We start from the raw sequence: 20,029 nt of genomic DNA on the forward strand, positions 1-20,029 counted from the left end.
CTCCAGCAGCTTTTTTGAGCAGAACACTGCTGGTGACCTCGATCAAGCATTAACAACGGGCAGCGCGTGCCTACGGCACGGGCTGCACGCTCAACTACATCGTCGCGCCCAGCACCCAGGGCGCGAACTCGGCGCCGCCGAAATCGAAGCTTTCGCTCTTGGTCGGCTGGCCGGACGCGGTCTTGAGGATGAGATCGAAGATGCGCTCGCCGCACTCCTGGACGCTCTCCTCGCCTTCGAGGATGGTGCCGCAATTGACGTCCATGTCCTCTTCCATGCGCTTGTACATGGGCGTGTTGGTGGCGAGCTTGATCGAGGGCGCGGGCTTGCAGCCAAACACGCTGCCGCGGCCGGTGGTGAAGCAGACCAGGTTGGCGCCGCCGGCGACCTGGCCGGTGGCGGCGACCGGATCGTAGCCGGGCGTGTCCATGAACACGAAGCCGCGCTTGGTCACCGGCTCGGCGTAGCGCAGCACGTCGACGAGATTGGTGGTGCCGGCCTTCGCCATCGCGCCGAGCGACTTTTCCAGAATGGTGGTGAGACCGCCGGCCTTGTTGCCTGGGCTCGGATTGGCGTTCATCTCGGCGCCTTCGCGCTCGGTGTATTCGTCCCACCAGCGCATGAGATCGACGAGCTTCTCGCCGACCTCGCGGCTCACGGCACGGCGCGTGAGCAGATGCTCGGCGCCGTAGGTCTCGGGCGTTTCCGACAGGATCACGGTGCCGCCGTGACGGACGATGAGATCGCTGGCAGCACCGAGCGCAGGGTTAGCCGACACGCCCGAATAACCGTCCGAGCCGCCGCATTGCAGCGCCACGGTCAATTCGCTCACCGGCACGGACTCTCGCTTGACCTTGTTGGAGTCGGCGAGTGCCTCGCTCACGAAGGCGATGCCGGCTTCCACCGTCTTGCGGGTGCCGCCGACCTCCTGGATGTCCATCGCACGCAGGCGGCCGGCGAGCTTCTGCTCTTCCATCAGGCCGCCGATCTGGTTCACCTCGCAGCCCAGCCCCAGCACGATGACGTGGGAGAAATTGACGTGCCGCGCATAGCCGCCGAGCGTGCGGCGGAGCAGCGCGAGCGGCTCGTTCTGCGTCATGCCGCAGCCGGTCTTGTGGGTCAGCGCGACCACGCCGTCGACATTGGGGAATTCGGCCAGCGGATTGTCGCCGGTGAAGGGATTCTTCTTGAAGACGTCGGCGACGAGGCTTGCGACATGCGCGCTGCAATTCACCGAGGTGAGGATGCCGATATAGTTGCGCGTGGCGACGCGGCCGTCCGGGCGGCGGATGCCCTCGAAGGTCGCCGGCAGGTCGAAATTCGGCGTCGGCTTGACGTCGGCGCAATAGGCGTAGTCCTTGGCGAAATCGCCCATGCCGATGTTCTGCACGTGCACGTGCTGGCCGGGCGCGATCGGCATCGTCGCAAAGCCGATGATCTGTCCGTAGCGGATGACAGGCTCGCCCACCGCGATCGGCTTGATCGCGACCTTGTGGCCGGAGGGGATGCGCTCGACCGTGGTCACGCCATCAGCGACCACTGTTCCCGGCGGCAGGCTCGCGCGCGCGATCAGCACGCCGTCAGCGGGATGCAGGCGAATGACGGGGCTGATGGTCATGGCGAATCTCCTTCGGAGCCGAGTAGCGAATGGTGAGTGGCGAATGGAAAAAGGGGAGCGGCACCATTCGCTACTCCCCATTCGCCATTCGCGAGTTTCCTAGGCCTTGCCGGCTGAATCCTTGCGGGTCGCATTCACCTGCATCTTGGCGTAGGTCGTCATCATGCCGACCTCGTTCGAGAGCGTCACCAGCTTGAAGCCCATGTTGATGGCGCGTGCCGCACCTTCGGCGCCGCTGCAATGGATGCCCGGGAAGAGCCCGCGCTTGTCGCACTCCTTGATGATCTTGTCGTAGATCGCGAGGATCTCAGGCTCGGTGCGATCGAGCTTCGGCTCGAGGCCGTAGGAGAAGCCGAGGTCGGACGGGCCGATATAGACACCGTTGAGGCCTTCGACGTCGAGGATCGCTTCCATGTTCTCGACCGCCGTCTTCGTCTCCATCATCGGCAGCAGCACGATGTCGTCGTTGGCCGTCTTCTGGTAGGAGCCCGCGGTGCCGTACATGCCGGCGCGGATCGGTCCGTTGGAGCGGACGCCCTTCGGCGGGTACTTCGAATAGGAAACGAGGTTCCTGGCTTCCTGCGGCGTGTTGACCATCGGGCAGATCACGCCATAGGCGCCGCCGTCAAGCACTTTGCCGATGATGCCGGGCTCGTTCCAGGGCACGCGGACCATCGGGGTCACCGGGTGCTTGTCCATGGCCTGGAAGCACTGCACCATCGAGAGATAATCCTGCACGCCATGCTGCATATCGACGGTGACGCTGTCGAAGCCGCATTGCGCGATCATCTCAGCCGAGAAGCCGGAGGGTATAGCCAGCCACGCGTTGACCACGGCCTTGCCCGACTTCCAGATTTCCTTGACCTTGTTCGCCACGTTGCCTTCCTTCTTCGTTTGTTTGGACCGTGTTTTTGGACCGCGTTGTCTAGACCGTCGTCACCACGCCGAGCGCCACGACAGCACGACCTCGCTGTTACCGCGAACCGGGTCGCCGCGCTACGCTCGCAATGACGCAAGACCTATGCGCTCGCCCACTGGGTGCGGGCCTCGCGGGCGACGTCCACTATCGCCGCCCGGGTGTCATCCGGCAAGGGGATGCCTTTTCGTGCGCTTGATCAGGGTTTTCCGCTCGGGATCGCCGGGAATCAGCACCTTTGACCGAAAAACACCGGGGATGTCCATGGCCGTCGCCGCCCGACTGCGCATATCTGCTTTCACTCCTCGGCACCTGCCCCGTCGCCGGCGCCTGGTCCTGCGAGACTCTGTTCCAACTCTCCGAGCATCTCCTGCAACTCGGCAAGCTTGCGCGCGCCGAAGCGCTGCGTGATCTCGGCATAGATCGCTTCCGAGGACGGCGCGACGGAGGCCATCAGCTTCACGCCCTCCTTCGAGATCGAGACCATGCTGCGGCGCTGGTCCGTCTTCGCGGTCTTGCGCTCGATCAGATTGCGCGCCTCGAGATCGCGCAGGATGCGCGACAGGCTTGGCCCGAGGAGAAACGCGGTGCGCGCGAGTTCCGTGACCTCCGCAGCCTCGATGGCGGCGAGCGCGCGGAGAATGCGCCATTGCTGCTCGGTCAGGCCGTGCTCGCGCAGCGATGGGCGAAATTGCCGCATCACCGCCTCGCGTGCCCGTAAGAGCGACATCGGCAGCGATTGCGAGAAATCGCGCATCGGCACCTGGCGCGCGGCAGGTGCGCTTCCGTTCGGGGGATCAGCAGGTCTCTTCGCCATGACGCCCTTTCAAAGTCGCCCTTTCAGACCGCAAAACGTTTGCAGTGCAGCAAGCCCGAATTGTGTTTGACGCATCAACTTAACATGTTAAGTATTTTCGGCACCACGATTTTGGTCGTTCACCGATGGCGCTTTCCAAAGACGATATCCAAGCTTGTGCGAACCGTCTGCACCAGGCGGAGAAGACCCGCGTGCAGATCCGGCAGCTCTCGCAGGATTTTCCCGACATCACCATCGCCCATGCCTACGCGATTCAGAAGGCGTGGGTCGACATCAAGATCGCCGAGGGACGCCTCGTCAAAGGCCACAAGATCGGCCTGACCTCGAAGGCGATGCAGAGCGCGCTTGACATCGACGAGCCGGATTCCGGCGTGCTGCTCGACGACATGTTCTTCGCCGATGGCGGCCTTATCCCGACCGAGCGCTTCATCGCGACACGGGTCGAGGCCGAGCTCGCCTTCGTGATGAGCAAGCGCCTCTCAGGTCCCGACTGCACGATGTTCGACGTGCTCAACGCCACCGACTTCGTGGTGCCGGCGCTGGAGATCCTGGACACGCGCATCGAGCGCGTCGATCCCAAGACCAAAGCGACGCGAAAAATCTGCGACACCATCGCCGACAATGCGGCGAATGCCGGCATCGTCCTTAGCGGACGGCCGATCCGTCCGCTCGACGCGGACCTGCGCTGGATCGGCGCGCTCTGTTTCAAGAACGGCCAGATCGAGGAGACCGGCCTTGCCGCCGGCGTGCTCAATCATCCCGCAACTGCCGTTGCCTGGCTCGCCAACAAGATCGCGCCGCTTGGACTCGCGCTGGAGCCCGGCCAGGTGGTGCTCGCGGGCTCCTTCATCCGTCCGATCGAGACCCGCAAGGGCGACACAATTCAGGCCGATTATGGCGCCTACGGCTCGGTCAGCTGCTACTTCGCCTGAAGCAATAAGAATACACAGGGAGTGAAACCGCCATGCCGCATTTCACGATCGAATATTCGGCCAATCTCGACAGCCGACTCGACATCGGCGCCGTGTGCGAGGTCGTGCGGAAGGCGGCGGTCGAGACCGGCATCTTCCCGCTCGGCGGCATCCGTGTCCGCGCGGTCAGGTGCGAGCATTATGCGGTTGCCGACGTGCGGAACGACTACGGCTTTCTCGACATGGTGCTGCGCATCGGCGAGGGTCGCGACCTCGCCACGCGGCAGAAGGCGGGCGAGCACGTCTTCCAGGCGCTCTCCAAGCATCTCGATCCCGTCTTCTCCGCCAGCAAATTCGCTTTGTCCTTCGACATGCAGATCAACGACAAGGACACCAGCTGGAAGCGCAACAACATCCACGATGCCCTGAAAGTGGAGGCTGCCCATGGATAAGCCCACGCCCAAAGCCGACGTGTTTCAGGCCAATCGCGACCGCGTCGCGCCGCTGCTGAAGAAGCTGCAGGCGGACGGCATCGGTCACATGATCGACGGCAAGATCGTCCCGTCAATCTCCGGTCAGACCTTTGAGACGAAGTCGCCGGTCGATGGCGCGACGCTCGCAACCGTGGCTCGCGGCGATGCCGAGGACATCGACGCCGCAGCGACTGCCGCTGCGCTCGCCTTCAAATCCTGGCGCGACATGGGCCCCGCGATGCGGAAAAAGCTGCTGCATCGCGTCGCCGATGCGATCGAAGACAACGCCGAGGACATCGCCGTGCTCGAATGCATCGACACCGGCCAGGCCTATCGCTTCATGGCCAAGGCCGCGATCCGCGCCGCCGAGAACTTTCGCTTCTTTGCCGACAAATGCGCCGAGGCGCGCGATGGACAGAATACGCCGAGCGACGAGCACTGGAATATCTCGACGCGCGTGCCGATCGGCCCGATCGGCGTGATCACGCCATGGAACACGCCGTTCATGCTCTCGACCTGGAAGATCGCCCCTGCCCTCGCCGCTGGCTGCACCGTCGTGCACAAGCCGGCCGAGTGGTCGCCGGTGACCGCCGCCATCCTGGCCAAGCTCGTCAAGGAGGCCGGCGTACCCGACGGCGTGCTCAACACCGTCCACGGCCTTGGTGAAGAGGCCGGCAAGGCGCTCACCGAACACCCCGCGATCAAGGCGATCGGCTTCGTCGGCGAGAGCGCGACGGGCTCCGCGATCATGGTGCAGGGCGCGCCGACCCTGAAGCGCGTGCATTTCGAGCTCGGCGGCAAGAACCCCGTGATCGTGTTCGACGATGCCGATCTCGACCGCGCGCTCGATGCCGTCGTCTTCATGATCTACTCGCTCAATGGCGAGCGCTGCACGTCCTCGAGCCGCCTGCTGATCCAGCAGAATATCGCGGAGAAGTTCATCAAGAAGCTGACCGCGCGCGTGAAGGCGCTGAAGGTCGGTCATCCCCTCGATCCCTTAACCGAAATCGGGCCGCTGATCCACGAGCGGCACCTGGCAAAGGTCTGCTCCTATTTCGACGTCGCGTGCCAGGACGGCGCCACGATTGCGGTCGGCGGCAAAGCCTATGACGGCCCGGGCGGCGGACACTATGTCGAGCCCACGCTGGTCACCGGCGCGAGCGGCAAGATGCGCGTGGCGCAGGAAGAGGTGTTCGGTCCCTTCCTCACCGTGCTGCCCTTTAAAGACGAGGCGGAGGCGATCGAGATCGCCAACGACATCCGCTATGGTCTCACCGGCTATGTCTGGACCAACGATGTGGGCCGCGCATTGCGCGTTGCGGATGCGCTGGAAGCCGGCATGATCTGGTTGAACTCGGAGAACGTCCGCCATCTGCCGACGCCGTTCGGCGGCATGAAGGCCTCAGGCATCGGCCGCGACGGCGGCGACTACTCGTTCGACTTCTACATGGAAACCAAGCACGTCTCGCTGGCGCGGGGCACGCACAAGATTCAGAAACTGGGAATCTGACGCTCGTCGTTCCGAGGGGAAACGCAATGCCCGTACCGCAACACATCTTCGAGCCGCCGTTCAACATCATCCGCTCCAGCCACGTCGTGCTCGACGTGACCGATCTGAAACTGAGCCGCGCGTTCTACGAGACCATTGTCGGCCTGCATGTCGAGGACGCCGATGACAATGTCGTGTACCTGCGCGCAGCCGAAGAGCATCAGCATCACTCGCTGGTGCTGCGCAAGGCCGCGGCGCCCGCTTGCAATCGGCTCGGCTTCAAGGTTGGCAATGACGGCGACCTCGACAAGGCCGCAAAGTTTCTCTCCGGGAACGGCCTTGGCTACGGCTTCGTCGACCAGCCGTTCCAGGGCCGCACGCTGCAATTCACCGATCCCTTCGGCTTCCAGATCGAGCTCTATGCGTCGATGGACCGCCGGCCGCATTTGCTCCGCCGCTTCGATCTCTACAAGGGCTGTCACCCGCAGCGGCTCGATCATTTCAATGTCTTCGCCGCCGAGGTGCAGGACACCGTCGAGTTCTATGCGCGGCTGGGCTTTCGCCTCACCGAATATGCCGAAGAGGACGGGCCGAACGGCCGCATCGCAGCCGCCTGGATGCACCGCAAGGGCAATGTCCACGATTTTGCCGTCACCAACGGCAAAGGCCCTCGGCTGCACCATTTCGCCTATTGGACGCCGACCGCGATGAACATCATCCATCTCTGCGACGTGATGGCTTCGGCAGGCTTCGTCAAGAACATCGAACGCGGCCCGGGACGCCACGGCATTTCGAATGCGTTCTTCCTCTACGTCCGGGATCCCGACGGGCATCGCCTCGAGCTCTACACCAGCGACTACTTTACGGGCGATCACGACCACGAGCCGCTGCGCTGGTCACTGCGCGATCCGCGGCGCCAGACATTGTGGGGCGCGCCGGCGCCGCGCTCCTGGTTCGAACAAGGCTCGCCGTTCACAGGGCAAGCAGTACGTGAGCCAAAGTTCGTGGCCGACGTGCTGGTGGCGGATTGATGCGAGTTGCCGGCCCGAACTCTCTCCCCGTCGTCCCGGCGAAGGCCGGGACCCATAACCACAGGATGGGGTTTGGCGAAGGCTGGCCGTTCGGGATTGTCATCACGTCCGATCGATAGATCACGCGGTATGGGTCCCGGCCTTCGCCGGGACGACAAAGAAACAGTGAGTCGCCGATGAAGCTCCCTCGCCTCGCCACCTACTCCGTCAAGGGTGAAACCCGCTACGGCGCCGTCCTGGAGGGCGGCATCGTCGATCTCTCCCCGCGCCATGCCAGGGACTATCCGACGCTGCGCGAGGTGATTGCAGCCGGAAAACTCGCGAGCCTTGCCGAAGAAGCCGCCAGCCTCACGCCGGACCACGCGCTCGGCGACATCACCTGGCTGCCGCCGGTGCCCGCGCCGGAAAAGATCATCTGCATCGGCGTCAACTATCCCGACCGCAATGCCGAGTACAAGGACGGCCAGGACACGCCGAAATATCCGAGCATGTTCATGCGCTCGCCCCGTTCTTTCGTCGGCCACGACACGCCGCTGGTGCGCCCGCGCGCATCCGCGCAGCTCGACTACGAGGGCGAGATCGTGCTGGTGATCGGCAAGCCCGGCCGGCATATTGCCGAGAGCGCCGCGCTAGACCACATCGCCGCGCTCACGCTCTGCAACGAAGGTTCGGTGCGCGACTGGCTCCGCCACGCCAAATTCAACGTCACACAAGGCAAGAACTTTGATTCCAGCGGCAGCCTCGGCCCCTGGCTCGTGCCCTACATGAGGGAGGCGCAGATCGCCGACATCAGGCTGACCACGCATGTCAACGGCGAGCTGCGGCAGGACGACTCTACCGGCCGCCTGATGTTCCCATTCCGCTACCTGATCAGCTATATCTCGACCTTCGCGACGCTCATTCCCGGCGATATCATCGTCACGGGCACGCCGACCGGCGCCGGCGCACGGTTCGATCCGCCGCGCTACCTGAAGCCGGGCGACGTCATCGAGGTCGCGGCCGAGGGCATTGGCAACCTGCGCAACGGCGTCGTCGACGAAACCTGACCAACAACGCGAATGGAATGATGCAATGACCACCCTCACCGGCGGCGAAGCGATCGTAAGCGGGCTCGTCGCCCATGGCGTCGACACCGTGTTCGGCCTGCCCGGCGCGCAGGTCTACGGGCTGTTCGACGCCTTCCATCAGGCTCAGCTCAAGGTGATCGGCGCGCGGCATGAGCAGGCCTGCGGCTACATGGCGTTCGGCTACGCGCGCGCCAGCGGCAAGCCCGGCGTGTTCAGCGTGGTGCCCGGCCCCGGCGTGCTCAATGCCAGCGCGGCGCTGCTCACCGCCTATGGCTGCAACGAGCCGGTACTGTGCGTCACCGGCCAGGTGCCGACGCAGTTTCTCGGCAAGGGCCGCGGCCATCTGCACGAGATGCCGGACCAGCTCGCGACCCTGCGCACCTATGTGAAATGGGCCGATCGCATCGAACATCCCGGCAACGCTCCGACCGCCGTGGCACGCGCGTTCCAGGAGATGACGTCCGGCCGCCGCGGTCCCGCCTCGGTGGAGATGCCCTGGGATATCTTTACGCAGCGCGCGGACACTGCCGCCGCGCGGGTGCTGGAACCGTTGCCCGCCCCGCAACCTGATCCTGACATGATCAAGCAGGCGGTCGCGCTCATCACGAGCAGCAAGGCGCCGATGATCTTCGTCGGCAGCGGTGCGATCGAGGCGCGCGAGGAGATCCTCGAGCTCGCCGAGATGATCGACGCGCCTGTGGTCGCCTTCCGCAGCGGCCGCGGCATCGTCTCCAACGCGCACGAGCTCGGCCTGACCATGGCCGCCGCCTACAAGCTGTGGGCCAAGACCGATCTGATGATCGGTATCGGCACGCGGCTGGAGCTGCCGACCATGTCGCGCTGGCCGTTCCGTCCCGACGGGTTGAAGAGCATCCGCATCGACATCGATCCCGTCGAGATGCGGCGATTCATCTCCGACACTGCTATTGTTGCCGATGCCAAAGCTGCGACGGCCGATCTCACCGCCGCCGTCAGCAAGGCCGGCTACGGCAAGACCGCCGGCCGCCGCGCGGCGATCCGCGAGGCGACCGCGACCGCGCTGGCAGAGATCCAGCGCATCCAGCCGCAGATGGCGTATCTGAACATCCTGCGCGAGGTGCTGCCGGCGAATGCGATCGTCACCGATGAATTGTCGCAATTCGGCTTCGCCTCCTGGTACGGCTTTCCGATCTACGAGCCGCGCACCTTCATCACCTCGGGCTATCAGGGCACGCTCGGCTCGGGTTTTCCGACCGCGCTTGGCGCCAAGGTCGCGAACCCCGACAAGCCCGTGGTCGCGATCACCGGCGATGGTGGCTTCATGTTCGGCGTGCAGGAGCTTGCCACCGCCGTGCAGTTCAACATCGGCGTGGTGACGCTGGTGTTCAACAACGACGCCTATGGCAATGTCCGCCGCGACCAGCGCGAACGTTTTGACGGCCGCGTGGTGGCCTCCGATCTGGTCAATCCGGATTTCGTCAAGCTCGCGGAATCCTTTGGCGTCGCCTCCGCGCGCGTCACCGCGCCGGACCAGTTCAAGGCGGCGATGGAGAAGGCGCTCGCGCATGGCGGGCCGTACCTGATCTCGGTCGAGGTGACGCGGGATTCGGAGGTCAGTCCGTGGGCCTTCATTCACCCGCCGAAGCCTTAGTGATCCTCATGGTGAGGAGGCGCGAAGCGCCGTCTCGAACCATGAAAGGCCCGGCTCTCGCATCTCGGCCTTCATCCTTCGAGACGCTTGCTACGCAAGCTCCTCAGGATGAGGGGATGGACTAGCGCGTCCTGCGAAACGTCAAATTGATCCGCTTGCGCCCGAGCAGCGCATGCTCGCCGTCGGCGAGCGGCGCGACGCCGTGATAGGCGAGCCTGCTGGCCCCGCCCCAGACCACGACGTCGCCGTGGACGAGGCGGAAGCGGCGCGGCTTGTCGCTGCGCGCCAGGCCGCCGAACAGGAAGGTCGCGGGCAGGCCGAGCGAAACCGAGACGATCGGCGCCGAATAATCCAGCTCGTCCTTGTCCTGGTGCAGCGACAGCCGCGTGCCGGGTTCGTAGCGATTGACGAGGCAGGCATCGGGCGCGAAGCAAGTGAAGCCGCCCTGCTCTGCCACGCGGCGGGCCAGGTCGCGGAGCACGGGCGGCATTGCCGGCCACGGCGCCTCGGTTCGCGGATCGATGGGATCATAGCGGTAGCCGGTGTGATCGGTGATCCAGCCGCGCTCGCCGCAATTGGTCATCGCCACCGACATCAGGCGGCCGCCAGGCGTGGTCATGTGGCGGAACGGCGACTGCGCCACGATCGCGCGCACGGCTTCGATCAGCTCGCTTTCGATCGGCTTGACGAAGCCGCGCAGCAGCACGGCGCCGTCGGCGATCTCCTCGCGAGACTGCTGCGCCTCGGCGACGCTATCGAACAGATCAGCCGTCAATTGCTCTGCTCACTTCGCATGTTCACTTGTCATGTTCACTTGGCATCATGGAAGATCACACCCAGCGTGTGGCGCTGGCCGGAGCGAATCCGGCTGACGCCATGGCGCAAATTAACGCGGTACGTGCCGCGTGTCCCCTGCACCGGGCGATGATGCACGGCAAAGGCGACCGCGTCGCCTTGCGCCAGCGGCACGACCTCGGCGCGGGACTGCATGCGCGGGCGCTGCTCGGTCAGCACGAACTCGCCGCCGCTGAAGTCGCGGCCCGGCTCCGACAGGAGGATCGCCACCTGAAGCGGGAAGACGTGCTCGCCATAGAGGTCCTGGTGCAGGCAGTTGAAGTCGCCGGCCTCGTATTGCAGCAGCAGCGGGGTCGGCTGCGCCTGCCCTGCTTCGTGGCAGCGCTTGAGGAACGCCGCATGCGCTGTGGGATAGCGGATGTCGATCCCCATCGCCTCGTTCCAGCGATTGGCGACGCCTTGCAGATGCGCATAGAGCGCCGGGCGTAGCTCCGCGATCAGATCGGGCAGCGGATAGGAGAAATATTTGTATTCGCCACGGCCAAAGCCGTGGCGGCCCATGACGATGCGGCTGCGGAACTGCGTGTCGTCGGGATAGAGCGCGGCGACGGCGCGGCATTGCTCCGGTGTGAGCAGGCCCTTCAGGACGGCGCAGCCCTGGGTGTCGAGCTCGGCGATGATTTGGGGCCAGTCGAGGGCGTCGACTTGGGCGGCGATGTCGGCGGAGGTGTGGGCTGATTTTCGTGCTGTTGCTGTCATGATCACGACTTTCGCAAGACTGATCCCCCGGCGCCACCCGATTTCCGCTCTCTCCCGTCATTGCGAGGAGCTCTTGCGACGAAGCAATCCAGAATCCCTCCGCGGAACCAGTCTGGATTGCTTCGCTACGCTCGCAATGACGGAAGAAGGACCTCAGCCCCGCACTGGCAGCGTCACGACGTCGTACCCGTGCCTGATCGTCCGCTTCAGCACGGGATCCTCAAGCTCGAACTCGAAGCGGTCGGCGGGGCGGATGCCGCCCTTGGCTGCAAACGTGCCACCGAACATGGCGCAGCCGTCGGGGAACTTCTTGCCGTCAAACCCTCGCGCGATGAGGTCGGCGACCGGCAGCATCGCGTCGAGCGTGCCCTCCTGGTAGAGCACGCGTTCGCCCTTGATCGTGGCATAGGAGCGCAAAATCATCCTGTCCCAATGGCCGATGACGTCTTCGAGCTCCCACAGCGTCGATGCGATCGGCTTGTCGCACATCTGCTTGGAGACCGTGACGTTGTAGGCCTCGACCTTGCGGTCAGTGTGGTCGGAGCCGCAGCCGACGAAGATGTGGCCCTGCCAGCCGATCAGCACGAACTCGACCTCGCCGGACGAGTCCCCACCGCAGCATTCGATGCTGTCCTCTTGGGTCAGCCGCCGCGGCGAGGCGCGGTAGTAGATCGGCGTGGACGCCGGCCGCGCGATGCCCATGGCTTCGAGCTCGGCTATGTGCTTGTCGCGCGCGATCGCGTCGCGGCCGGTCCAACCGGCGATGACCATTTGGTCGATCGCCAGCGTCAGCGGCGTGGTGGTGTCCTGGGCGTCGACGGTGAAAGTCAGGTCAAACACGAATGACGGCCTCCATGCCGGCAGCAAGTTCGAAGATACGACGATCGGATCCACCCGCGCCCGCCAGCATCAGGCCGACGGGGACGTCGCCCTCGCGATGAGCAGGGATCGAGATGGCACAGCCATCGATCATGTTGATCAGAGTGCAATTGCGCAGCGCGCGCATGTTCTGGGTGGTGAACACCTTGTCGTCGGCTAGATCTGAAATCTTCGGCGGCGTGTTGGCGGTGGTCGGCAGCACCAGCGCGTCATAGGGCGCGATGCGGGCATTGACGCGCGCGATCAGCGAGCGGCGCTCGTTGACGAGATCGATGTAGTCCGCCGCGCTCTGCGCCTCGCCGCGCATGATGCGGACGGACACGCGGGGATCGTAGACGTCGCCCTTGGCCGTGATGAGATAGCGGTGCCAGGCGTAGCTTTCGGACGCGGCAAAGCCCCCCTTGGCGTTCATCGGGCCGATGTCGTGGAATTCCGCCATCTCGATGCGCTCGATGATGGCGCCGTGATCGGCGAGCGATTTCAGCGCGCGCTCGAAGGTCCCGGAGACTTCTGCGTCGAGGTCGTCGAGCGCGATCGTGGTCGGCACCGCGAGCCGCATGCCTTTCACGGGGCGCGGCTTCAGCGCGAGGATCGGCTCGCTGGCGAGCACGGCGTCGAGAATGGCACAGCAGCTGACCGATCGCGCCAGCGGACCGATGCTGTCAAGCGAGAACGACAGCGGCACCGAGCCGTCCAGCGGCACGCGGCGCTGCGTCGGCTTGTAACCGACGATACCATTGAAGGCCGCCGGAATCCGGCAGGAGCCGCCGGTGTCGGTGCCGAGCGCGCCATGCGCCATGCCGTCGAGCACGGACACCGCCGCGCCCGAGGACGAGCCGCCGGGCACGTGGCCCACGGCCCGGTTCCAGGCCCCCTTTGGCGTGCCGTAATGCGGATTGATGCCGATGCCGGAATAGGCGAATTCGGTCATGTTGGTCCGCCCGATCACGACGAAGCCGGCGTGGCGCAGCCGCGCAACCGCCGCCGCATCGTGCTCCGCTGGATCGGAATCGTCGAGCGCACGAGAGCCGGCGCGCGTCGTCTGTCCCCTGATATCGAAGAGATCCTTGATCGAGACCGGAATACCGGCATAGCACGACGGCGCGGCCTTCACCTTGCGCAGGGCATCCATCGCGTCCGCGGCTACGAGCGCGGCGTCCTTGTCGACATGGATGAAGGTGCGCTGGCCCTCGCCTGCGGGGTCGGCGATCCTGGCGATGCACGCCTCGACCAGCTTGCGGGAGGTGGTGCGGCCGCTTTCGAGGTCCTCGGCGAGCTTCGCCAGTGTCGGAAAATCGGGCATGTCTGTCTCACGGAATATTTGCGCGCGCAATCTATAGCGCCGGCTCAGTTCGACACAAGCATTGTGCGCATGATGGCATGCATGCTGTCTGCTGGACCGTTGACGCCCCATAGTCAATTGTCGCATCAAGATCGAAACAGGCGGGCGCGAAGCCTGTCCCTTGGGAGGAGCCACATGGCCGAACCGCAGCGCGCGCGACCGAAACCGACGCCGGAAACCCAGCATTTCTGGGACGGCACGAAAGCGGGCGAATTGCGCCTGCAGCGGTGCGACGCCTGCGCGCATGTCTACTTCCCGCCGCGCCCGTTCTGCCCGTCCTGCGCGTCGCGGAAAGTCTCCGTCTTCAAGGCGAGCGGCAAGGGTTTTCTCTACAGCTACGTGATCAACCACCGCCCCGCCGCGCCCGGCTTCACGCCACCTTACGCGATCGCGGTGGTCGAGCTCGCCGAGGGGCCGCGCATGATGAGCAATATCATCGACTGCCCGCAGACACCGGAAGCGCTGGAGCTCGACATGAAGCTCGAGGTCGCCTTCGAGGCACTCGACGACAAGATCACCCTTCCCGTGTTCCGTCCGGCGAAGGGGTAAGCCATGCGCAAGAACCAGGTTGCCGTCGTCGGCGCGGCCGAGACCACCGAGCTCGGCGTCATCCCCAACATGTCGCAGCTCCAGCTCCACGCGGATGCGGCGCTGAATGCCATTGCGGATGCCGGGCTGAAACTCTCGGACGTCGACGGCTTTGCCACCGCGGTCGAGACGCCGCAGCAGGTCTGTCACTATCTCGGCATCAAGCCGACCTGGGTGGACGGCACTTCGGTCGGCGGCTGCTCGTTTATGCTGCACGTCCGCCATGCCGCCGCGGCGATCGAGGCGGGTCTGTGCAAGACCGTGCTGATCACGCATGCCGAGAGCGGCAAGTCGATGATCGGCAAGGCGCCGCGCTCGATCCCCGCCGACAGCCTGCAAGGGCAGTTCGAGGCGCCCTATGGCGTCTTCGGCCCGCCCAGCATGTTCCCGATTCCCGTGCTGCGCTTCATGAAGACCTACGGCATCACGCATGAGCAGCTCGCTTCGGTGGCGGTCGTGCAGCGCGAATGGGCGGCGAAGAATCCGCGCGCGATGATGAAGGACCCGATCACGGTCGCCGACGTCCTCAACTCGCGCATGATCGCCTATCCGTTCCGGCTCTTGCAGTGCTGCCTCGTCACCGACGGCGGCGGCGCACTGATCCTGACCTCAGCCGACCGCGCCAGGGATTTTCCGCGCAAGCCCGTCTACATCATGGGCACCGGCGAGAGCGTCGAGACGCCGATGGTCAGCCAGATGGAGACTTTCAATTCCTCGCGCGCGTTCAAGACCGCGGGACCGCTCGCCTTTAGGGAGGCCGGCATCGCGCACGGGGACGTCGACCATCTCATGATTTATGATGCCTTCGCGCATCTGCCGCTGTTCGGCCTCGGCGATCTCGGCTTCATGCCGCACGAAGAAACCGGCAAGTTCATCGCGGACGGCAACACGCGGCCCGGCGGCAAGCTGCCGCTCAACACCAATGGCGGCGGCTTGAGTTACATGCATTCGGGCATGTACGGCATGTATGCGCTCCAGGAGAGCGTGCGCCAGATGCGCGGCATCGCGCCGGCGCAAGTGCCGAACGCGAGGATTTCAGTGTGCCACGGTGTCGGCGGCATGTTCGCCGCAAGTGGCACGATCGTGTTTACGAACGAGAGGTAACCCACATGAGCAAGTCACTGCAGGACAAGGTCATCATCGTCACCGGCGCAGGCCGTGGCATCGGGCGCGAAATCGCGCTGCTCTGCGCGGCGGAAGGCGCCAAGGTCGTCGTCAACGATCCCGGCGGGGCCGCCGACGGCGCCGGCGCGAGCGTCACGCCCGCTGAGGAGGTGGTCGAGGAGATCAAGAAGCGCGGCGGCATCGCTGTCCCCAACTTCGAGTCGGTGGCGGAAGCCGTTCCCGCCAGCAAGATCGTGAAGACCGCGACCGATCATTTCGGCCGGCTCGACGGCGTCGTCAATAATGCCGGCATCCTGCGCGACATGATCTTCCACAAGATGAGCGTGGAGGCGTTCGAGGCCGTCATCAAGGTGCATTTGATGGGCTCGTTCTACGTCTCGCACGCGGCAGCGCGCATCTTCCGCGAGCAGGAGAGCGGCTCCTTCGTGCACTTCACCTCGACCTCGGGCCTGATCGGCAATTTCGGCCAGGCCAACTACGCTGCCGCCAAGCTCGGCATCGTCGGCCTGTCGAAATCGATCGCGCTCGACATGGGCCGCTTCAACGTCCGCTCGAATTGCGTCTCGCCGTTCGCCTGGACCCGCATGATCGGTACCATCCCGACCGAGACCGAGGCCGAGAAGGCGCGCGTCGAGAAGATCAAGCAGATGGGCCCGGAGAAGATTGCGCCGATTTGCGCCTATCTACTCTCCGATGCTGCCAAGGACGTCTCCGGGCAGATCTTCGGCGCGCGCATGAACGAGCTGTTCCTGTTCAGCCAGAACCGGCCGCTGCGCTCGGTTCATCGCAGCGAAGGCTGGACGCCGCAATCGATCGCGGAACACGGCATGCCGGCGCTGAAGGGCTCGTTCTACAAGCTCGATCGCTCCGCCGACATCTTCCCGTGGGATCCGGTGTAGCTTGCGCGGATAGTGAGCGGCGAATGGCGAATAGGCGCTACTCGCCATTCCCCCTAACCCGTATTCCGCAGCCCCGCCGAGATGCCGTTGATCGTCAGCTGAATCCCGCGCAGCACCTGCTCGTCCGGGTTCTGCGCGCGATGCGCCCTCAAGAGCTCGACCTGCACGTGATTGAGCGGGTCGAGATAGGGGAAACGGTGGCGCACGGAGCGCTCCAGCAGCGGGTTGCCTTGCAGCAGCCGATCCTGATCCATGATGTCGAGCAACGTCTCGATGCAGGAATGCCATTCGCGGCGGATGCGACCAAAGATCTTTTCGCGCAGGGCTTCGTCCGGCACCAGCTCGGCATAGCGCGAGGCGATCGCGATCGAGCTTTTCGCCAGCACCATGTCCATGTTCGACAACAGCATGCGGAAGAACGGCCATTCCTTGTAGAGCTCTTTCAGGAACGGCATGCCCTTGTCGGGATGCTCCGCGATCCATTGCTCGACCGCACTGCCAAAGCCGTACCAGCCCGGCAGCATCAGGCGGCACTGCGCCCAGGAGAACACCCAGGGGATCGCGCGTAGGTCCTCGATCGCGCGCGTCTTCTTGCGCGAGGCCGGACGGCTGCCAATGTTCAGCGTCGCGATCTCGTTGATGACGGTCGACGCCCAGAAATAGTCGACAAAGCCGTCGGTCTCGTAGACGAGGCCGCGATAGGCCTTGAAGGCGAGGTTCGAAAGCTCGTCCATCGCAGTCAGGTATTCGCGGCGCGGCGCGCTCTGGCTCGGCTGCAACAGGCTGGCATCCAGCGTCGCTGCGGCAAGGATCTCCAGATTGTTGCGGCCGACCTCTGCGTTGGAATATTTCGACGAGATGATCTCGCCCTGCTCAGTGATGCGGATCTGGCCGTTCACGGCCCCGCCCGGCTGGGCGACGATGGCGTCGTAGCTCGGTCCGCCGCCGCGGCCGACCGACCCGCCGCGGCCGTGGAACAGGCGTAGCCGCACGTGATGACGCTCGAACACTTCGACGAGGCCGATCTCGGCCTTGTAGAGCTCCCAGCCCGAAGTGACGAAGCCGCCATCCTTGTTCGAGTCGGAATAGCCGAGCATGACCTCCTGCACGCTGCCGCGGCTGTCGACGAGCCGGCGATAATCGTGCAGCGACAGCATGCGATCCATGATGCTGCTTGACGCCTGCAAATCCTCGATGGTCTCGAACAGCGGCACGATGTTGATGGCGCTGCGGCCGGAGGGATGGACGAGGCCGACCTCCTTCAGCAGCACGGCTACCTCGAGCATGTCCGACATGCCCTTGCACATCGAGATGATGCATTGGGGAATGGCATCCGAGCCGAACAGCGCATGCGCCTCCGCGGCGGCATGGAAGACGTTGAGCTCGCCCATGGTCTCGTCGCTGTATTTGACGAACGGCGACACCAGCGCGCGCGTGCTACGCAATTCGTTGGTGAGCAACGAGATGCGCGCGTCTTCGCCGAGCGCGAGGTAGGACATGCCGGGGTTCGCGGCATCCATCAGCTCCGCGATGGTGCGTTCGTGCACGGCCGAGTTCTGGCGGATGTCGAGCCGCGCCAGATGGAAGCCGAAGCAATCCACCGCGCGCCGCAACAGCCGCAGCCGGCCGCGGGCGATGACGCGGGCGTTGTTGGAGATCAGCGAGCGGTGCAGCACGTCGAGATCGGCCTGGAGCTCCCTGACGCTCTCATAGGGCGCGCCCTTGCCGACGGGACGGCGGGTAATCTCGACCTCGAGCTTTTCGGCCGTGGCCGTCAGCCGGGCATAGATGCCGGAGACCGCCAGACGATATGGCTCACCGCTCCGGTGCGGCGAGGTGTCGGGCGAGCGCTCCGCCAGCGTCCGCAGCTCCTCGGAGACGTCGGCGAGATGCGCCGCGATCGACAGTTCCGAGCCGAGCACGTGCAGCTCGTTGAGGTAGAACTGCATCACCCGGCTCGACTGCAGCCGCAGCGTGCCGCGCATGACGTCGGCGGTGACGAAGGGATTGCCGTCGCGGTCGCCGCCGATCCAGCTTCCCATTCTTAAGAAAGAGGCGAGCTCGCTGGCGGCCTGCTCACCGCCCTCCTCCAGCCGGTCTTCCAGCGAATTGACCAGCCGCGGCACCTCGCGAAGGAAGGTGTAATCGTAGAACGACAGGCCGTTGGCGACCTCATCGAGCACGGTGAGCTTGGTCCGGCGCAACAGATTGGTTTGCCACAGTGTCAGCACCTCGCGCCGGAGTTGCTCGTCGCTGGCGGCGGCTTCGTCCTCCGTCAGCGCAACCCGCTCGCGGCGGTCGAGCAGAGCTGCGACCTCCATCTCGCGGTCCATGGTGCTCTTGCGGCGCACCTCGGTCGGGTGCGCGGTCAGAACCGGGCTGACGAGCGCGCTCTTGAAGAAGTTGCGCAGCACGTCGGAGCTGATCCCGGCGCCCTTGGCATAGGCCAGCGTTTCCGCGAGCACGCCGGAGCCGCCATTCTTGGCGGCAGTACGGGCGCGCATCTGGCGGATGTTGTTCTGGTCCTCGGCGATATTGGCGAGGTGGGAGAAATAGCTGAAGGCGCGGACGATCCGTACCGTCTCCGAGGTCGACATGCTGTCGAGGATCTGTTCGAGCTCGCGGCGGGCAACCCGGTCCTCGTCGCGGTGGAACCGGATCGAGGTTTGCCGGATGCGCTCGACCAGGTCGAACACGTCTGCGCCCTCCTGGTCGCGCACCGTGTCGCCCAGGATGCGTCCGAGCAGGCGGATATCGTCGCGCAGCCGCGCATCGGCCTCCAGCGCCTGGGCGTCCTCGGGCCTGTTCGGGCGAAGATCGGCGGCGTCTGATGGTACGGTCTGGAGGGACATTGGTTCGCTCCCCTTTTAGAGCTCCTAATGGCTCCTCGGTCCGGAGGAGTGTGCGAATTTTTCTACCGCAGTGCAAGATGAACTTGATGGCGGCGCGGCAAGATGGCTGGCCGAGGCAGGATGGACCGCGCACAACGGCGCGCGCACGTTCTCGGTTTCGCGGCGCAGGCGCCCGAAGCTTTGCTGTCCGTTTGCCCTCATCGAGAAGAAAGGGCGCAGGGAAGGCCGGGCGCCGGCTTGGCACCCAGGGTCCGCACGCGAAAAACGCACGCGGGGTGACCACAGGTGACGCCGGGACATCCGGCCTTCCCTGCGCAATGGTTTTACGGCTTATGGCGTGCTCTCCACGGGGAGCGATGCACTATTGCCCCCGTCGCCTTGCGGATGACCGATGCGCGCGCCCGGTCGGGCCGCCGCATCACCGCAAGCCTTGACGCACAGACTTCGGGCGCCAGGACCACACGCTTTTGCCGTCCGCGGACATCCCTCCCCAACCATTCGGAAGCTCGCGCGTGCTCGCCCCCGAGGCCAAAGAGAGACGCTGTGACCGCGCCGTGTCGATCCCGCGGATCGGAATGACTCACAGGTTCAGCCCGCCCTGCCACCCCGTCACGCGCCGGCGCTACCGCGTCCATCGCATCCCGGCCGACGTATCGTGACGATCGCGAAACGTCCCTTTGACGGGCCGGGATGCTTTGCGGTTTACCCGAAGATGCAATTTCGGTCAATCAGAATATTTCGGGACGCTGTCCTTGACCTGCCTATGGCGTGTTTTGCCCGTCGGGCAACGCGAGGGATTGGGGGCGAAGGCGCTTGAGCACGTGTAAGCACGCGTAGG

At 64.9% G+C, this 20,029-nt stretch carries 17 protein-coding genes; 9 read left to right on the forward strand and 8 right to left on the reverse strand.

Features of this window, described 5'->3' with window-relative positions; translation table 11 throughout:
- Positions 1–94 precede the first annotated feature (94 nt).
- The 3 genes from YUA_RS0129760 to hpaR all read right to left on the reverse strand — a co-directional run bounded on the left by YUA_RS0129760 (position 95) and on the right by hpaR (position 3,351).
- A complete protein-coding gene (locus YUA_RS0129760) occupies positions 95–1,618 on the reverse strand; it encodes a UxaA family hydrolase (protein WP_027533974.1) in 1,524 nt (507 codons plus the stop codon).
- A 99-nt stretch (positions 1,619–1,717) separates the two neighbouring features.
- Positions 1,718–2,494, reverse strand: a complete 777-nt coding sequence (locus YUA_RS0129765) for an HpcH/HpaI aldolase/citrate lyase family protein (RefSeq protein ID WP_027533975.1) — start codon at positions 2,492–2,494, stop codon at positions 1,718–1,720.
- A gap of 338 nt (positions 2,495–2,832) precedes the next feature.
- The gene (gene hpaR, locus YUA_RS0129770; RefSeq protein WP_027533976.1) at positions 2,833–3,351 is read right to left on the reverse strand and encodes a homoprotocatechuate degradation operon regulator HpaR; all 519 of its coding nucleotides are present in this window, start codon (positions 3,349–3,351) and stop codon (positions 2,833–2,835) included.
- Between the two features lie 125 nt (positions 3,352–3,476).
- Between hpaR and hpaH the strand changes: the two genes are divergently transcribed.
- The 6 genes from hpaH to YUA_RS0129800 all read left to right on the forward strand — a co-directional run bounded on the left by hpaH (position 3,477) and on the right by YUA_RS0129800 (position 9,952).
- Positions 3,477–4,283 carry a 2-oxo-hept-4-ene-1,7-dioate hydratase gene (hpaH, locus tag YUA_RS0129775; protein WP_027533977.1) on the forward strand — a complete coding sequence of 269 codons (807 nt, stop codon included), beginning with the start codon at positions 3,477–3,479 and terminating at the stop codon, positions 4,281–4,283.
- Between the two features lie 32 nt (positions 4,284–4,315).
- Positions 4,316–4,714: a 5-carboxymethyl-2-hydroxymuconate Delta-isomerase gene (locus YUA_RS0129780; RefSeq protein WP_027533978.1), complete on the forward strand. Its 399-nt coding sequence runs from the start codon at positions 4,316–4,318 to the stop codon at positions 4,712–4,714.
- Positions 4,707–6,245, forward strand: a complete 1,539-nt coding sequence (hpaE, locus tag YUA_RS0129785) for a 5-carboxymethyl-2-hydroxymuconate semialdehyde dehydrogenase (protein WP_027533979.1) — start codon at positions 4,707–4,709, stop codon at positions 6,243–6,245. Before YUA_RS0129780 ends, hpaE begins: the two co-directional genes overlap by 8 nt.
- A gap of 26 nt (positions 6,246–6,271) precedes the next feature.
- Positions 6,272–7,255, forward strand: coding sequence for a 3,4-dihydroxyphenylacetate 2,3-dioxygenase (hpaD, locus tag YUA_RS0129790; RefSeq protein WP_027533980.1), 984 nt, complete (start codon positions 6,272–6,274; stop codon positions 7,253–7,255).
- A 176-nt stretch (positions 7,256–7,431) separates the two neighbouring features.
- Positions 7,432–8,301, forward strand: a complete 870-nt coding sequence (locus YUA_RS0129795; RefSeq protein ID WP_027533981.1) for a fumarylacetoacetate hydrolase family protein — start codon at positions 7,432–7,434, stop codon at positions 8,299–8,301.
- Positions 8,302–8,326: 25 nt separating this feature from the next.
- Complete coding sequence (locus YUA_RS0129800; protein ID WP_027533982.1) at positions 8,327–9,952, forward strand: thiamine pyrophosphate-dependent enzyme; 1,626 nt, start codon at positions 8,327–8,329, stop codon at positions 9,950–9,952.
- A 121-nt stretch (positions 9,953–10,073) separates the two neighbouring features.
- Here YUA_RS0129800 and alkB read toward each other — a convergent pair whose 3' ends face one another.
- The 4 genes from alkB to YUA_RS0129820 form a co-directional block, all read right to left on the reverse strand.
- Complete coding sequence (alkB, locus tag YUA_RS0129805) at positions 10,074–10,727, reverse strand: DNA oxidative demethylase AlkB (protein WP_027533983.1); 654 nt, start codon at positions 10,725–10,727, stop codon at positions 10,074–10,076.
- A gap of 35 nt (positions 10,728–10,762) precedes the next feature.
- A complete protein-coding gene (locus YUA_RS0129810) occupies positions 10,763–11,506 on the reverse strand; it encodes a 2OG-Fe(II) oxygenase (protein ID WP_027533984.1) in 744 nt (247 codons plus the stop codon).
- A 153-nt stretch (positions 11,507–11,659) separates the two neighbouring features.
- Positions 11,660–12,346: a DUF2848 domain-containing protein gene (locus YUA_RS0129815; RefSeq protein ID WP_027533985.1), complete on the reverse strand. Its 687-nt coding sequence runs from the start codon at positions 12,344–12,346 to the stop codon at positions 11,660–11,662.
- Complete coding sequence (locus tag YUA_RS0129820) at positions 12,339–13,688, reverse strand: amidase (RefSeq protein WP_027533986.1); 1,350 nt, start codon at positions 13,686–13,688, stop codon at positions 12,339–12,341. Before YUA_RS0129820 ends, YUA_RS0129815 begins: the two co-directional genes overlap by 8 nt.
- Before the next feature lie 174 nt (positions 13,689–13,862).
- Between YUA_RS0129820 and YUA_RS0129825 the strand changes: the two genes are divergently transcribed.
- Genes YUA_RS0129825 through YUA_RS0129835 form a run of 3 tightly spaced genes read left to right on the forward strand, consistent with a single transcriptional unit; the run spans position 13,863 to position 16,339 of the window.
- On the forward strand, positions 13,863–14,276 hold the full coding sequence (locus tag YUA_RS0129825) for a Zn-ribbon domain-containing OB-fold protein (RefSeq protein ID WP_027533987.1): 414 nt from the start codon (positions 13,863–13,865) through the stop codon (positions 14,274–14,276).
- Positions 14,277–14,279: 3 nt separating this feature from the next.
- A complete protein-coding gene (locus YUA_RS0129830) occupies positions 14,280–15,419 on the forward strand; it encodes a thiolase (protein WP_027533988.1) in 1,140 nt (379 codons plus the stop codon).
- A gap of 5 nt (positions 15,420–15,424) precedes the next feature.
- Entirely contained in the window at positions 15,425–16,339 is a 915-nt protein-coding gene (locus tag YUA_RS0129835) for an SDR family oxidoreductase (protein ID WP_027533989.1), read from the forward strand.
- A gap of 53 nt (positions 16,340–16,392) precedes the next feature.
- Here YUA_RS0129835 and ppc read toward each other — a convergent pair whose 3' ends face one another.
- Positions 16,393–19,191 carry a phosphoenolpyruvate carboxylase gene (ppc, locus tag YUA_RS0129840; protein WP_027533990.1) on the reverse strand — a complete coding sequence of 933 codons (2,799 nt, stop codon included), beginning with the start codon at positions 19,189–19,191 and terminating at the stop codon, positions 16,393–16,395.
- Between the last annotated feature and the right edge of the window lie 838 nt (positions 19,192–20,029).

This window comes from Bradyrhizobium sp. WSM3983, assembly GCF_000473045.1.
In the GTDB taxonomy this organism is placed as follows: Bacteria; Pseudomonadota; Alphaproteobacteria; order Rhizobiales; family Xanthobacteraceae; genus Bradyrhizobium.